General features: G+C 63.5%; 9 protein-coding genes. 3 read left to right on the top strand and 6 right to left on the bottom strand.

Going from position 1 to position 13,707, the window contains the following annotated elements:
* Positions 1-94: 94 nt before the first annotated feature.
* On the bottom strand, positions 95-1,117 hold the full coding sequence (galE, locus tag JS541_RS06330) for a UDP-glucose 4-epimerase GalE (RefSeq protein ID WP_214373614.1): 1,023 nt from the start codon (positions 1,115-1,117) through the stop codon (positions 95-97).
* A gap of 363 nt (positions 1,118-1,480) precedes the next feature.
* On the opposite strand from galE, the gene JS541_RS06325 reads away from it, so the two are divergent.
* Positions 1,481-3,091 carry a U32 family peptidase gene (locus JS541_RS06325; protein WP_214373642.1) on the top strand — a complete coding sequence of 537 codons (1,611 nt, stop codon included), beginning with the start codon at positions 1,481-1,483 and terminating at the stop codon, positions 3,089-3,091.
* A 224-nt stretch (positions 3,092-3,315) separates the two neighbouring features.
* Here the strand turns inward: JS541_RS06325 and JS541_RS06320 are convergent, their stop codons facing one another.
* Positions 3,316-3,996 carry a LysE family transporter gene (locus JS541_RS06320; protein WP_214373613.1) on the bottom strand — a complete coding sequence of 227 codons (681 nt, stop codon included), beginning with the start codon at positions 3,994-3,996 and terminating at the stop codon, positions 3,316-3,318.
* A 318-nt stretch (positions 3,997-4,314) separates the two neighbouring features.
* Here JS541_RS06320 and JS541_RS06315 point away from each other — a divergent pair, with 318 nt between their 5' ends.
* Complete coding sequence (locus JS541_RS06315; protein WP_214373612.1) at positions 4,315-5,889, top strand: PLP-dependent aminotransferase family protein; 1,575 nt, start codon at positions 4,315-4,317, stop codon at positions 5,887-5,889.
* Positions 5,890-6,082: 193 nt separating this feature from the next.
* Here the strand turns inward: JS541_RS06315 and JS541_RS06310 are convergent, their stop codons facing one another.
* The 4 genes from JS541_RS06310 to JS541_RS06295 all read right to left on the bottom strand — a co-directional run bounded on the left by JS541_RS06310 (position 6,083) and on the right by JS541_RS06295 (position 12,011).
* Complete coding sequence (locus tag JS541_RS06310) at positions 6,083-6,943, bottom strand: aldo/keto reductase (RefSeq protein WP_214373611.1); 861 nt, start codon at positions 6,941-6,943, stop codon at positions 6,083-6,085.
* Between the two features lie 122 nt (positions 6,944-7,065).
* Positions 7,066-9,324, bottom strand: coding sequence for a DUF2207 domain-containing protein (locus tag JS541_RS06305; protein ID WP_214373610.1), 2,259 nt, complete (start codon positions 9,322-9,324; stop codon positions 7,066-7,068).
* Positions 9,325-9,444: 120 nt separating this feature from the next.
* Positions 9,445-10,008, bottom strand: coding sequence for a LemA family protein (locus tag JS541_RS06300; RefSeq protein ID WP_214373609.1), 564 nt, complete (start codon positions 10,006-10,008; stop codon positions 9,445-9,447).
* A 140-nt stretch (positions 10,009-10,148) separates the two neighbouring features.
* The gene (locus JS541_RS06295; protein ID WP_214373608.1) at positions 10,149-12,011 is read right to left on the bottom strand and encodes a DUF2264 domain-containing protein; all 1,863 of its coding nucleotides are present in this window, start codon (positions 12,009-12,011) and stop codon (positions 10,149-10,151) included.
* A gap of 270 nt (positions 12,012-12,281) precedes the next feature.
* Between JS541_RS06295 and JS541_RS06290 the strand changes: the two genes are divergently transcribed.
* A complete protein-coding gene (locus tag JS541_RS06290; RefSeq protein ID WP_214373607.1) occupies positions 12,282-13,634 on the top strand; it encodes a substrate-binding domain-containing protein in 1,353 nt (450 codons plus the stop codon).
* The last annotated feature ends 73 nt before the right edge of the window (positions 13,635-13,707 follow it).

Genomic DNA, 13,707 nt, shown 5'->3' with positions numbered 1-13,707 from the left:
AGGTCAGTCGACCGGTTCACCGACCGTCGTCATTGTCGACCGCAATCGATCACTTTCGATCATCCGGCCTGCCGATCCGCCGCAGCGGACCGACTCACTCGGCGTCGCGGTAGCCGTTCGGGTTCTTGGTCTGCCAGTTCATCGAGGACGCGGCCATGTCGTCGATGCCCAGCTCGGCCTTCCAGCCCAGCTCGCGCTCGGCCTTGGACGAGTCGGCGTAGCACGCGGCGATGTCGCCGGGGCGGCGCGGCACGATCACGTACGGGATCTCGTGGCCGGCGGCCTTCTCGTACGCCTTGATGACCTGCAGCACGGAGTAGCCGTGGCCGGTGCCGAGGTTGTAGGTGAACACGCCCGGCTTGTCGATCTTGCCGATGACCGCGACGTGGCCCTTGGCGAGGTCGACGACGTGGATGTAGTCGCGCACGCCGGTGCCGTCGGGGGTGTCGTAGTCGTCGCCCATGACCTGCACGGCCTTGAGCTCGCCGATGGCGACCTTGGCGACGTACGGGGTGAGGTTGGCCGGGATGCCCTTCGGGTCCTCGCCGATGAGTCCGGACGGATGCGCGCCGACCGGGTTGAAGTAGCGCAGGATGACGACGGTCCACGAATCGTCGGCCACATGCACGTCGCGCAGGATCTGCTCCTCGAACAGCTTGGTGGTGCCGTACGGGTTGGTGGTGCCGCCGGTCGGGGTCTCCTCGGTGATCGGCAGCTCCTTCGGGGTGCCGTACACGGTGGCGGACGAGGAGAAGATGATCTTCTTCACGTCGTGCTTGCGCATGACCTTGAGCAGCACGATGGTGCTGTTGAGGTTGTTGTCGTAGTACTCGATCGGCTTGGCGACGGACTCGCCGACCGACTTGAGGGATGCGAAGTGGATGACCCAGTCGATGTGGTTCTCGGCGAAGACCTTGTCCATAAAGGCCTCGTCGCGCACGTCGCCCTCGTATGCCTTGACCTTCTTGCCGGTGATCTCCTCGACGCGCTCGAGCGACTTCGGGGAGGAGTTGCAGTAGTTGTCGACGCAGACGACGTCGTAGCCCTGCTCAAGCAGTTCGACGTCGGTGTGCGAACCGATGTATCCGGCACCGCCGGTGACCAGAATGGTCGTCATGATAGTCTCCTTGTATCCATGTCGGGACTCGCGGAATGTCCTGCGACGGCACGTCACAGCACCGTTTTCACGGCGTCGCCGCATCGTCCCAGCTCCGTCATCCAGTATATCACGACGGAACATTTTCAACCACGTTCTACCAAAAACGCACAAAAAATATCGCGAGATCGAACGCGCGGCATGCGACCGGCATACGCCGCCATCGCGGCCGTCCGCCGCCATCCGCGACCGCCCACAACCATCCGCCGCCATCCCATCGCCGCAGATCGGACCGTACCGGTTCCCGTCTACACTGGTCTGGTGCTTATTGACGAATCGACTGCTTCCCTGACCCCTGCGACCGGCCCGACCGGCACGCCCCGGCTGCCGCGCCGCCACAAGCCCGAAGTGCTCGCGCCCGCCGGCAACCTGCGCGGACTGAAGACCGCGGTGGACTTCGGCGCGGACGCCGTCTACTGCGGCGGCAAGGCGTTCGGTATGCGCTCCGCCCCGAAGAACCTGAGCTTGGCGGACTTCGAAGAGGGCGCGCGCTACGCCCACGAACGCGGGGCGCGCGTATACGTGACGCTCAACGTGCTGCCGCGCAACGCCGAGGTCGAGGCGATGCGCGAATACATCGGCCAGCTCAAGGACACCGGCATCGACGCGATGATCGTCACCGACATCGGCGTGATGATGATGGCGCACCAGATCGCGCCCGACGTGGAATTACACGTCTCCACGCAGGCCGGCGTGACCAACTACGGCGCGGCGCAGGCGCTCTACGAGTTCGGCGCGCGCCGCGTCGTACTCGCCCGCGAGATGGATCTGCAGGCCGTGCGCGACATCCGCGCGCGCATCCCCGACGACATGGACATCGAATGCTTCGTGCACGGCGCGATGTGCATGGCGTTCTCCGGCCGTTGCCTGTTCTCCAACTACCTGACCGGCCGCGACGGCAACCACGGCGAATGCGCGCAGCCGTGCCGCTGGAAGTATTCGATCGTCGAGGAGAAGCGGCCCGGGCAGTACTTCCCGATCGAGCAGACCTCGGAAGGCGCGTACCTGTTCAATTCACAGGACATGTGCATGCTCGACCACATCGATGACCTGATCGATTCGGGCGCGACGAGCCTGAAGATCGAGGGCCGGTCGAAGTCGGCGTATTACATCGCGGCGATGACGAACGCATACAAAATTGCGGTGAACGAGTACATGGTGCAGCGCGGGTTCGAGGATGCCTCCGGCGCGGTGTTGAAGCCGTTCCGCGACCGCGTGGTACGGCCGGACGACCCGGATTTCACAGAGGTCGCGGACGATGCGATCGAGCGCAATGCGGATAAGGCGTTCGCGGGCATGCCGGGCGGTGACATGGGACTCGAATTCGGCGGAAATGCGGATGAAGCGGGCGAGAACGCGAATAACGCGCCGGCAGTTGAGGACGCGGCGGCTCGAGCGGCCGGCGGCTCGCAGCTTGACGACCTGAGCTATCGCGCCCGCAGCGCGCGTCGCAAGTCGAACACGGCCGAAGAGGTGCTGCCCGAGGGCTGGCATCACGCGCGGGTGCGCCCGGCCGAACCGGTCAAGCTGCCCGACTGGCTGCTCGAGGAGCCCGACAAGGTCGCGCACCGCGACTATTCGACCGGCTTCTACTATCCGGAGCACAAGGTGAGCCAGAACACCGACCGTTCCGCGTATTTCCGCGCGTGGATGGTGGTGGGCGAGGTACTCGACTGGACACCGGACGAGGGCGGCCGAGTGACGCTGATGAGCCGCAACAAGATCGAGGCCGGCCAGGAGATCGAATTCCTGCTGCCGGGCGAGCGCCCGTTCGCCTACACCGTGCCGGCGGGCGGGTTCCGTGACGCGGACGGCCATTGGGTCGAATCGATCAACAATCCGGCTCACGTGTTCTCGATGCCGTGCCCGCATCCGGTGCCGCACAACGCCGCGATCCGTTCCCGCACCAAGAAGCCGACGCTCAAGGCGGAGTAAGCAGTACCGCACCCGCCCGAACCCTTCCGACGAACGGTCCCCAGATCACGCGATCGGCACAAACGTACACCGGCATCGTCTCCGTGTACGTTTGTGCCGGAACCTTCTGCACAAACGTACGGCAACGGCATTTATATGTACGTTCGTGCAGATGGTTTCGGCACGAACGTACACCGAGGGACCATTCCTGTACGTTTGTGCCGTCGGGGTTGCAGGCGCCCCCCTCAGAGCACGGAAAGAGCGAAGTCGGCGAGGAGCTTGACGCCGTACAGGGCGATGACGCCGCCGCACACGCGGTTGAGCACGGCGATGATCTTCGGGCTGAACCTGTGCGCGAAGGCGTTGATGACGAGAGTGAGGGTCAGGAACCACAGCACGGACGCGGTTTCCACGCCGGTGATGAACGGGGTGGATTCCTGCGCGCTCAAGGTGGCGCTGAATGCGCCGAGCATCAACGTGCCGTCGATGATGGCCTGCGGGTTAAACCACGTGACCGCGCACGCGGTACCGATCGTGTCAAGCAATCCACGCACGCCAAGGTGCCTGGCCGGCGCTACGGAAGCTCCCGCAACGCCATGGGCGGACGACGCCGACGCAGATGCCGACGCGGGCGACTCGACGGCCGCCTTCTTCGGAAACACCAGTCCGAGCCCGATCTTCACCACAACCAGTCCCCCGACACCGAGCACAACGGTCTGCAACGCCGGATGCGCCTGCATGAGCGCGCCCACACCGAAGAAGCAGGACAGCGACAACGCCATATCGAAGCAGATGACGATGAGTGCGGTGATAAGCGCATTGCGACGCGTGCGGGTGAGCGCCGAATTGATGACGAACAGGTTCTGCATGCCGATCGGCGCGATGTACGCCAATCCCATCGTCAGCCCTTGCAGATAGAACCCCATGCCCGTCGCTCCTTGCATTCGTCACGCATGCCGCACGCAGTCAGCCAATCCGGTTTGGCTGGCTCATATACACCCAGCCAAATCAACCAAACCGGATCAGCAAAACCACTGATTTCATAACAGCCACCCTGTATTCTACGAACGCGACTACAATCGGCAACCAGCCAAACATTCATCGCCAACACCAACCAAACCACGCGTGCGGCCTATCGGCCGAGCACCGGCGTCACCATTGCGAGACGCACAGGGCCGGCACGGAAGGATGCGACCGGCGAACGGCCAACATCACATAGGCACCCCGCAGAATCGAGCCAACCCATGCCCCGTACCGCACCACTCGTCATCGACTGGCAACCCGACCGCACCTCACCAACGCCCGTCACCGAGCAGATCGTGGACTACATGTGCCGCCGAATTTCCAGCGGCGCATGGCCGATCGGATCGCGGCTGCCGTCGCAGCGAACGTTGGCGGAACAGTTCCACGTGAACCGCTCCACCGTGATCGCCGCGATCAACGAACTGGCCGACTACGGCATCGTCGAGGGACTGCACGGCGCGGGCACGCGCATCGTGAGCAACACGTGGTCGCTGATGCTGCCCGGTGCGCCCGATTGGGCCGACTACGTGTCGTCCGGCTTCTTCAAGGCGAACAACGCGACGATCCAGACCATCAACCGCATGGAGTTCGCGCCCGGCATCACGCGCCTCGGCACGGGCGAGCTCGATCCTCGCCTGTTCCCGCGCGACATGTGGCGGCGCGTGGCCGGCGAAGCCGCGGACGAGATCGATTCGATCGGCTACCCCGCGCCGGAAGGCATGCCCGTACTGCGCGAGGCGATCGCCGCGCATATGCGCGCGACCGGTATCGATTGCGATGCCGAGCAGATTCTCGTGACTTCGGGCGCGTTGCAGGCGTTGCAAATGATTTCAGTGAGCCTGTTATCAGCCGGATCGACGGTGATCGCGGAGGCACCGAGCTACATCAAGTCGTTGCAGGTGTTCCAGTCGGCGGGAATGCGGCTGGCCGGCGTTCCGATGGACGACGACGGACTGGACGTCGCAGCGTTGCGCGGGATGCTGAACGATACGACGACCGCGCATGAAGTCGACGGGACCGTTCCGACGGCCGTGTTGACGCCGCGCTTCGGCCGGAAGGACGTGCGACCCGGCAATGCGGTGCTGTATACGATCCCGACGAACCATAATCCGACCGGCATCACGATGAGCGAGGTGCGGCGGCGCGAGCTGATCGACTGCTGCGTGGCGAACCGGTTGCCGATCATCGAGGACGGCGCGTATCAGGATCTGTATTTTGGCGACGGCGACGGCCATAGCGACGCGAACAACGCCGCGGGCGCCCCCACGCCGCTCAAATCGTTGGACAAGACCGGCATGGTGATCACGTTGGGCAGCGCGTCGAAGACGCTCGCGCCGGGGTTGCGCATCGGCTGGATCGTGGCCGACCGTTCGATCGTGCACCGTCTGGCGGATGTGAAGATGCAGATGGATTACGGCGCGAGCGTGCTCAGCCAGTGGGTGTACGCGAGGTTTCTGACGAGCGGATTGTATGACGAATATTTGGACGGGCTGAAGCGCGAGCTGCGGCGGCGGCGCGATGCGGCGGTCGAGACGCTGGATCGGCTGTTCGGCGGACGCGCGCATTGGACGGTGCCGCAGGGAGGATTTTATATATGGCTGACGTTCGATCAGCCGGTGAAGATCGGCCGACTGTTCCAGCTGGCGTTGGATCGTGGGGTGCTGCTTAATCCGGGCGATATCTATGACTTCGAGGGCGACAATTCGCTGCGCCTGAGTTATTCGTACACCACACCCGAGGAGTTCGCGCGGGCGGCGGCGACGTTGGCCGCCACCGCCCGCGAAGTAGGGGCGTGATCAGCCGCTCAATCTCTCGGGATGTTGTCGGTTTTGACGCTCCCCCAGTCGGCTTCGCCGACAAGACCTGCAATTACGGAGCCTTCGGCCGTTTTGCCGACTCGACTGTCGTCTCGCCCTCGCCTACAAACGTCTCCGACGTTTGCTTCACGGCTCGGCCCCTCAGCCGAGGGGGACCAAGAAAGAGTACGGCTCAGCCAAGCTTGGCGAAGTCTTCGTCGTCGAGCTGAAGGTCGCTGGCCTTGAGGCTGTCAAGGATGGTTTCGGGGCGGTGCGCGCCGGGGATCACGAACATGTGGTCGCCCTTGGCGAGCTCCCATGCGAGCACGACCTGCTGGTAGCTCACGCCGTGCTTGGCCGCGACCTCGCGGAACGGGTCGAACTTGGACTCGTCGTAGGGATGGCGGTAGCCGCCGAGCGGGCTCCAGCACACGAACGCGAGGCCGAGCTTGGCGCAGTAGTCGAGCGTGTCCTGCGTGTCGAGGTGGATCGGCGAATACTGGTTCTGCACGGCGATGAGCTTGTCGCCGAGGATGCCGCGGGCGATGTCGAGCTGTTCGATGGTCACGTTGGAGACGCCCGCGTACTGCGCGACGCCTTCGTCCACGAGCTGCTTCAACGCTTCGATGGACTCGTTGTACGGCACTTCCGGATCGTGGCGGTGCATGTACAGCAGGTCGATCGTGTCGACGCCGAGCGCCATCGCGGATTCCTTGCCGTAGCGCAGCAGGTGTTCCGGCTTGCCGTCGCGCGGCCAGACCGGCTTGCCGTCCTCCCACGCGCGACGCAGACCGATCTTGGTGGCGACGAGCACTTCGTCCTTCGGGCCGTTCCATGTGTCGAGGGCTTCGCGGACGAGCTTTTCGCCGGTCTGCTCCTCCTCGCCGGGCGTGTAGTAGGCCCACGCGGTGTCGATGTGGCGGCAGCCCGCGTCGAGCGAGGCGTGCAGCGTTTCGATGCCGACATCATGACCGCGGTTGTTTTCGATGGTCAGCGGCATTTCGCCGTGACCGATGGCGGTGGTGTCGAACGGGCCGAGATTACGGTGCAGCATGACGATGCTCCTTTGAGATTTGAGATATATGCCGGCGGATAGGTTCCGCCTTCCAGCGTAGGGACGCGGCTGGATTTGCCCGGAATCGCGCGGAACAAGATGCCGAGCAGCAGGAACGGGCGCTAGCGACCGCCGAAGGAACCGCCGCCCGAGCCGCCGCCGGAACCGCCGAATCCGCCACCACCCGAGAAGGAACCACCAGAGCCGCTCGAGGATGACGGCGCGGCGGCTTCGATCGTGGAGCGGATGTCGGCGAATCCGGCGTCGAGCTGCGCGCCGATGTCGCCGATGTTCGCGCTGAACGACGACGGGTCGAATCCACTGCCGGAGAACGGACCGGTCTGTACGCCGGCACCGTAACCGTGACGCCATCCGTACGGCCGGTAATGCCAGTACAGCAGCGAATCGGAGGCGTTACTGTCCAACCACGACGGGTCGGTCACCTGCGGATAGGCCTTGGCCAGTTCCTTCAGCACGCGTTCGGAGATGCCGAATGCCGCAGCGTAGACGAGGTACCGGTCCCACAGCACCAGATCTGCCGCGCCGCGATCGGAGAAATCGGAGAAGTCGACCAGATATCGGTACAGGCCGCGTACCTGGCCGGCGATCAGTTGCCCGGCCTTCGTCAGCGCGGTGTGCTTCGCGCAGGCCAGCGCGAACATGCTGAAGAACATGATCGGCGCGGCCACGCACAGCAGGAGCGCCGCATTGCTCCATGCGAGGAAGAGCGCCGTGGCGAAGATCGAGACGGCCATGCCGAATCCGCCGGCCACGGTTGCGCCGACGCCGCAGGACCGGGTCGCGCCGAGCATCGCGAACTCGTTCGAGCATGCGGTCTCATACTTTTCGAGTTCCTGGTATCCGGTCTTCCAGTTCGTGCACACGGATTTCATGCGTTCGAGGTCGAACACCGGGCCGCCCACGCGTTTGCCGATCGTTTCGAACAATCGCAGCGTGGCGTCTTCGGATTGGCTGAGCTGCAGCCCCTCACGGGCCTGGCGGTCGAAGCACACCGGCATCAGGACGAGCGTGCTGGTGCTCGACGCGACGTTCAGGTCGGCGGCGTTCGAGCCGATCATCATGGCCATGTCGGAGGCGTTCGCCGTACTGAGATCGACGCCGCGGTAGATCGACATCGGTCCGGGATAGATCGCGATCGCCTTCTTCGAGGCGAGCGAGAGCACATTGGCGGTCATCTGCCGCGAACTGATCGACCCCTGAGATTCGAGTCCGAGCACGTCGGTCATGCGCGCCGCCGATGACGGGCTGATGTCCGGCGGTTCGCGCCAGTATTCGATGTCGCCGCGATATTGGGCGCCGCGGTGGCTGCGCAATGCGGAGACGACCGCGATCAGGCATAGCGCCAGCCCGACGATCGCAAAGCCGAATCCTACGGCCAGACGATTGCGCGCATGGGTTCGCTGCTGGTCACGCCACACGGTTTCCTGACGTGTTTCGTCCTGCTTGAGCCAGTCGAGATAGTCGCCGCTGCCACGCCGTATCCAGTTTCCGGATCGGCTGCCGACGTTGTCGGTTCCCTTCCACCATGACGGTTCCTTGACCACGTTCGCATCCCAGGCGGCCACCACGTCGAGGTACTCCCCCGCACGCACGTCGTAGGCGGTGAATCTGAGCGAACCGCCGTCGCCGCGCGCCGTTTCGGATGTGCCGCTGTAGTGCAGCCACGCCCACGAGTTGTCGGCCGTGATGCCGTTCGGGAAGCGCACGGTGCCGGTGACCTTGCCGATCGGCGTCTGGTTCGACGCACCGAACGGCTCCCACTTGAACGTGGCGATGTCGTCGTAGAGCGTGGTCGCGCCGACCAGTGTGAACGTCACGTCGAATTTGAGGCTGTCTGCTTTGGTGGTGTAGGGGATGTTCCAACCGATTTCGATGGTCTTGTATCCCCCGTGCCCGCTGCCGATCGGATAGCCGTCTTTGATTGGCTCGTATGGCTTCAGCGAAACGCCGGTCGCGTCGGCGATGTACCAGCGGTTCGCGTAGTCGCTGTTCCATTCACGTTCGCTGACGCCGTCCGGCAAATGCGGTTCGGTTTGCGCATACGTTTGCCCGGTGGTCACGTTGCGCACGCTGATGTCGGTGATGTCGGACAGGTTCGTGCCGTTGAGCTCGTAGCGCTGGTATAGCTGTTTCCAAGGACGCACGTTGTCGTCATCGTCGGTACGTTTGCGCAGGCGCATATCAATGTGCTGCGTGACTGTGAGACTGCCATCTGCCTGCACGTCCATCTCGTAGTCGAGCGTGCGGTAGCTCAGGTCGGCACCGCCGTCGAGCACCGACGCGAGGAATATGCCTCCGAAGACCAGTACGACGACGAGCGCCGCGATGACGGCGGATTTGACGATTCGTTTGACGTCCATGCGGTTTCCCCTTTCCGCTTCACGCAGCCGCATCGGCTACCGTGGCCGCATGCGTTTACGACGCATCGACAGCACCATTACCGGATGACGGTGCCGGCAGCACCCATCTTCCGGTGGCCGTCAGAACTTGACCTGAGGCGCTTGACGCGACGGCTCGTCGACTTGGAAGTAGTCCGCCTGCTCGAAGCGGAACAGGCCCGCGACGATGTTGGTCGGCACGGTTTCGGTGGCCGTGTTGTACTTGAGGACGATGTCGTTGTAGAACTGACGCGCGTAAGCGATCTTCGATTCGAGCTGCTTGAGCTGGCCTTGCAGATCCATGAAGTTCTGGTTGGCCTGCAGCTGCGGATATGCCTCGACCGTGGCCTGCAGGTTGAACAGTGCCCGGGAGAGCTCGTTCTCCGCGTTCATGCGCTTGACCACGTCGCCGCTGGACGCGGCGGCGACCACGCCGGCGCGGGCGGCGGTCACCTGCGTGAGCACCGACGATTCATGGCCGGCATACCCCTTGACCGTTTCCACGAGATTCGGGATGAGATCGGCGCGCTGCTTGAGCTGCACGTCGATCTGCGCCCATCCGTTTTTGACGCGGTTGCGCAACGTAACCAGCCCGTTGTATGCGCTGACGCCCCACAGCGCCAGCACCACGAGAATAACCAGAACGGCGATGATGATCAACCCCATCGTCGGCCCCCTTTGCCTGTGTCCAATATCGTCACCGGCTATTCTTCCAGACCGTGCGGATGAAACGACGCCTTCCGCCATGCCGGGCCGGATCATTCCGGATCGAACATGGCGGAAGGCGATCAATAATGAGCGTTACGTTACGCCAGTTCGGCGAGTGTGACGGTCTTGTGACCGACGGTCAGCACGTTGCCGTCAAGCGAGAACTCCGGCACGACGAGCTTGCCGTCGGCGCCGAAGGCCTCGCCTTCCGCATCTCCCAGGTACAGAGAGACGAACACGTACTTGCCGGGCTCGATCACGCGGGTCTGCATCGGGATGCGCGTCTTCGGATACAGAATATTCACATTCGGTTCCGGCGTGGACAGTTCCACGTCGAAGCCTTCCGCGCCGACGAGACCGATCGTTCCTTGTTCGGTACGGTAGAACACGGAGTTCGGCACGTCCGTCTCGATCGTCTCCCCATAGTCCGGCAGCGAGAAGCCGCCTTCCGCGAGGTGCAGTTCACGCGCCGAGTCGATCACGTGGACGCGCACGTGCCACGGCATGTCCGGCACGACGAAGTTCTTGATGTCGACGTCCTTCCACGGCTTCCACTCGGAGTACACGTACTCGTTGTGGATCGCATAATCTTCATAACCGTACGCGGTCTGCCAGTAATGATCACTTTCGCTCACGGCCAGCGTGCTGTCGTACGCGCCCTGCTTGAGGAGCACGGCGGCCTTCGGCACGGAGAACGCGAAGGTGGTGGAGTACACATACTTCTCGTACTTGGCGTTGGCGTGCGCGTGCTCATGGCTGTGCTGGCCGGCGGTAAACGCCTGCACCTCGCGGCCGGTGGCGCTGTGGGCGACGAGCATGCGCGGCTCGGGCTGCAGCTTGAGCGGCTCGAACTTGAAGTCCTCGGCCTCGCGCACCTGCCAGAACGGGTCGTCGTCGGGGATGCACAGGAAGATGAACGTCTTGAGCGCCCAATAGGCGGAGGCCGGGCCGTTGTAACCCTCGGCCATGTTCATGTTCGGGTAGGCGTAGCCGATCGGGATCAGGCCGTCGGACTGGAAGATGTTCTGCGAGAACCACCAGCGCAGGTTGTTCAGCAGCAGGTGCTTGAAATCGGCGATCGACCAACCTTCCGGAGGTTCGACGCCGGCGAACGAGGCGGCAGCCCAGAACGCGGCCTGCGCGAAGCGGTAGTCGAGGCTACGGCCGTACGGCAGACATGCGCCGCCGGCGGTGAACCAGTTCGCATAGCTCGGCACGAACGCGGTCGCGCGTTCCTTGAGCAGCTGTTCCTGCTTGCCGTTCTTCTTGGTCAGGCCGACGAGCACGAGTGTGAAGAATTGGTATGCAAACGGGATGTAGTTGTCGATTTGGTTGACATAGCCGTCGTACGACCAGCCGTGGCCGAGATAATGCGAGTTGGTGATGTCGAAGTCGTCCTGCACGAGCTTGGCGTGATCCTCGTGGCCGTTGTCGGCGAACCAGCTGTTGACGAGCGTGCGGAACAGCAGCCAGTTGGTCTTCGGCAGGACCTTATGGTTGACCTGCTCGAGCCAGTCGAAGATGTTGTTCTGCTGCTTGGTGGTCAGGTGATCCCAGAACTCGGACTTGGTCTCGTACAGGAACGCGGTGATCGCGCCCATTTCGACGAACAGCTGGTCATAGTCGGTCAGGTCGCCGCCCCAGTAGTCGGGATGGGTCGGATCGGTGCAGTTGATGAGGCTTTCGCAGGTGAACTGCCACCAGTGGCCGAAGCGGCGGATGTTGTCGCGGTTGTGGAACAGCGGGCCTAGGCCCCACAGCAGACGGGCGAAGCCTTCGGACGAGGTGCGGTCCTGGCTGTAGACGGCGCCGGAGTCGCTCATGCGGAAGCGGCCGTAGCGTCCGTTCTTGATCATCAGTTCCATGCCCGGGGTGAGCAGATCGATGAGGGCCTGTTCGCACTGGGCCTTGGTACGAAGCGGGTTGCGCGCGACCTGCGCATTGAATGGAGCGACCGCCATTGCTTTCTCCTTGAGAATCTCGCGCCGTGCGACCGAACCACCGTCACACAACGCACTCTATTTTGATCAATTTTGATTATACACTCACTTTTAATCAGTTTCAATCAGTTTTGATAGATCGTGTCGTGTATTTCGATCGACGGCACTGTGATCAATCGCAATCATCGCGTACAATATATAAGCAAAAATGATCAGCACCGCTCAACGGAACCGTTCGCATACCGTCATGCGACCCGCCAGTCAGCCGGTGCCACCTCGGAAAGCGGAACGATGTCACAGCCACAGTCCAAGGAAGCCACTGCCGACGCGCAGGCCGGAACCGGCACCGGCGCAGCCGATCCGGTCTCACATGAGGCCGCGACGGCCAAACGCAGCTATCTGCCGGCCGAACGGCGCGACATGATCCTGAGCCTGCTCACACGGCAGAACGTGGCGACCGTGCCGGAACTCGCCAAACTACTCAACACCACGGAGATCACCATCCGTCGCGATCTGGGCGAACTGGCCGACGCCGGCCTGCTGCGCCGCATCCGAGGCGGCGCAATGTCCGTCGGCGACGGCACCGATCCGGCCGCACGACATGGCAGGACCACCGCCGCGGCAGCCGGCAATTCCACGAGCGTCGCGACCGTCTCACCGGCACCGTTCCAGCAAGCACCGGCTGGAACAGCCGCCCCCACATCGACCGGCGCCACATCATCCGGCGACCGATCCGCATTCGGGCACGTCGCGACCGGCAACCATGCCGCAACACCGCCCGCCGCTGTCGCATACGGCAAGGGGCAGCCCGCGATCGGCGTCATGCTGCCGGAACCGAGCTTCTTCTGGCCAGGCGTCATCGGCCATATGCGGACGATCGCCGGAGAACTCGGACTGCGCCTGATCGTGCGCGAATCCTCCTACGACGAAGGCTCGCCGGACGACGAGATCATGGCCGGCATCGCTACGGACCCGGACATCTGCGGCCTGATCGTCGCTCCCAACTCGCATCCTCAGTCCAGCGAACGCGCGTGGCAATGGATCGAACATGCGCAAATCCCTACGGTAGTGATCGAACGTGATCAACCGCCGCTCGGCACCTGCTACGTCGACTCGGTGCGCACCAACCATCCCTACGGCGTGCGCAAGGCCGCCGTACACTTCCTGCAGCACGGCCATACACGCATCGGCGCGGCGTTCAGCGAGACGCCGACCTCGTCCATGATCCAGAAAAGCTGGCGAGAGCTGGTCGCCGGCAGCGAGGGACGCATCGACTGCCCGTTCATCTGCGACGGCATTCAGCCGTACGACGCGCACGGCGTGGACGAGATCGTGGACCGGATCATCGACACCGGCACGACCGCCATGCTGGTGCATTCGGATTATCTGGCGATCGCGATCGCGCAGGTGCTGGAACGCCGCGGCAAACGTGTGCCGGACGATGTGTCGCTGATCTCGATCGACGGGTTCGCCACGCCAAGTTCACGCCCGCTTACGGTGTTGCGATCCTCGGCACAGGATCTGGCCGAGGCGGCGATCGACACGCTGATCGCGCGCATCCAGCATCCCGACGCGGCCACGCGGCACATCTTCGTCGATCCCACGCTCATCGATCGTGGTTCCGTCGTGGACGCGGCTCGCTGAATCTCGGCCCCGTCAAACGCAACGTGGCGGTTTTCTTCCACTGGGCTTGCGCCGGTGAGAGAAAACCGCCACG

Origin of the sequence: Bifidobacterium sp. SO1, assembly GCF_018555335.1 — a bacterium.
GTDB lineage: Bacteria > Actinomycetota > Actinomycetes > Actinomycetales > Bifidobacteriaceae > Bifidobacterium > Bifidobacterium simiiventris.
The sequence above is the reverse complement of the archived record's forward strand: the minus strand, read 5'-3'. Positions and strand labels throughout refer to the sequence as shown.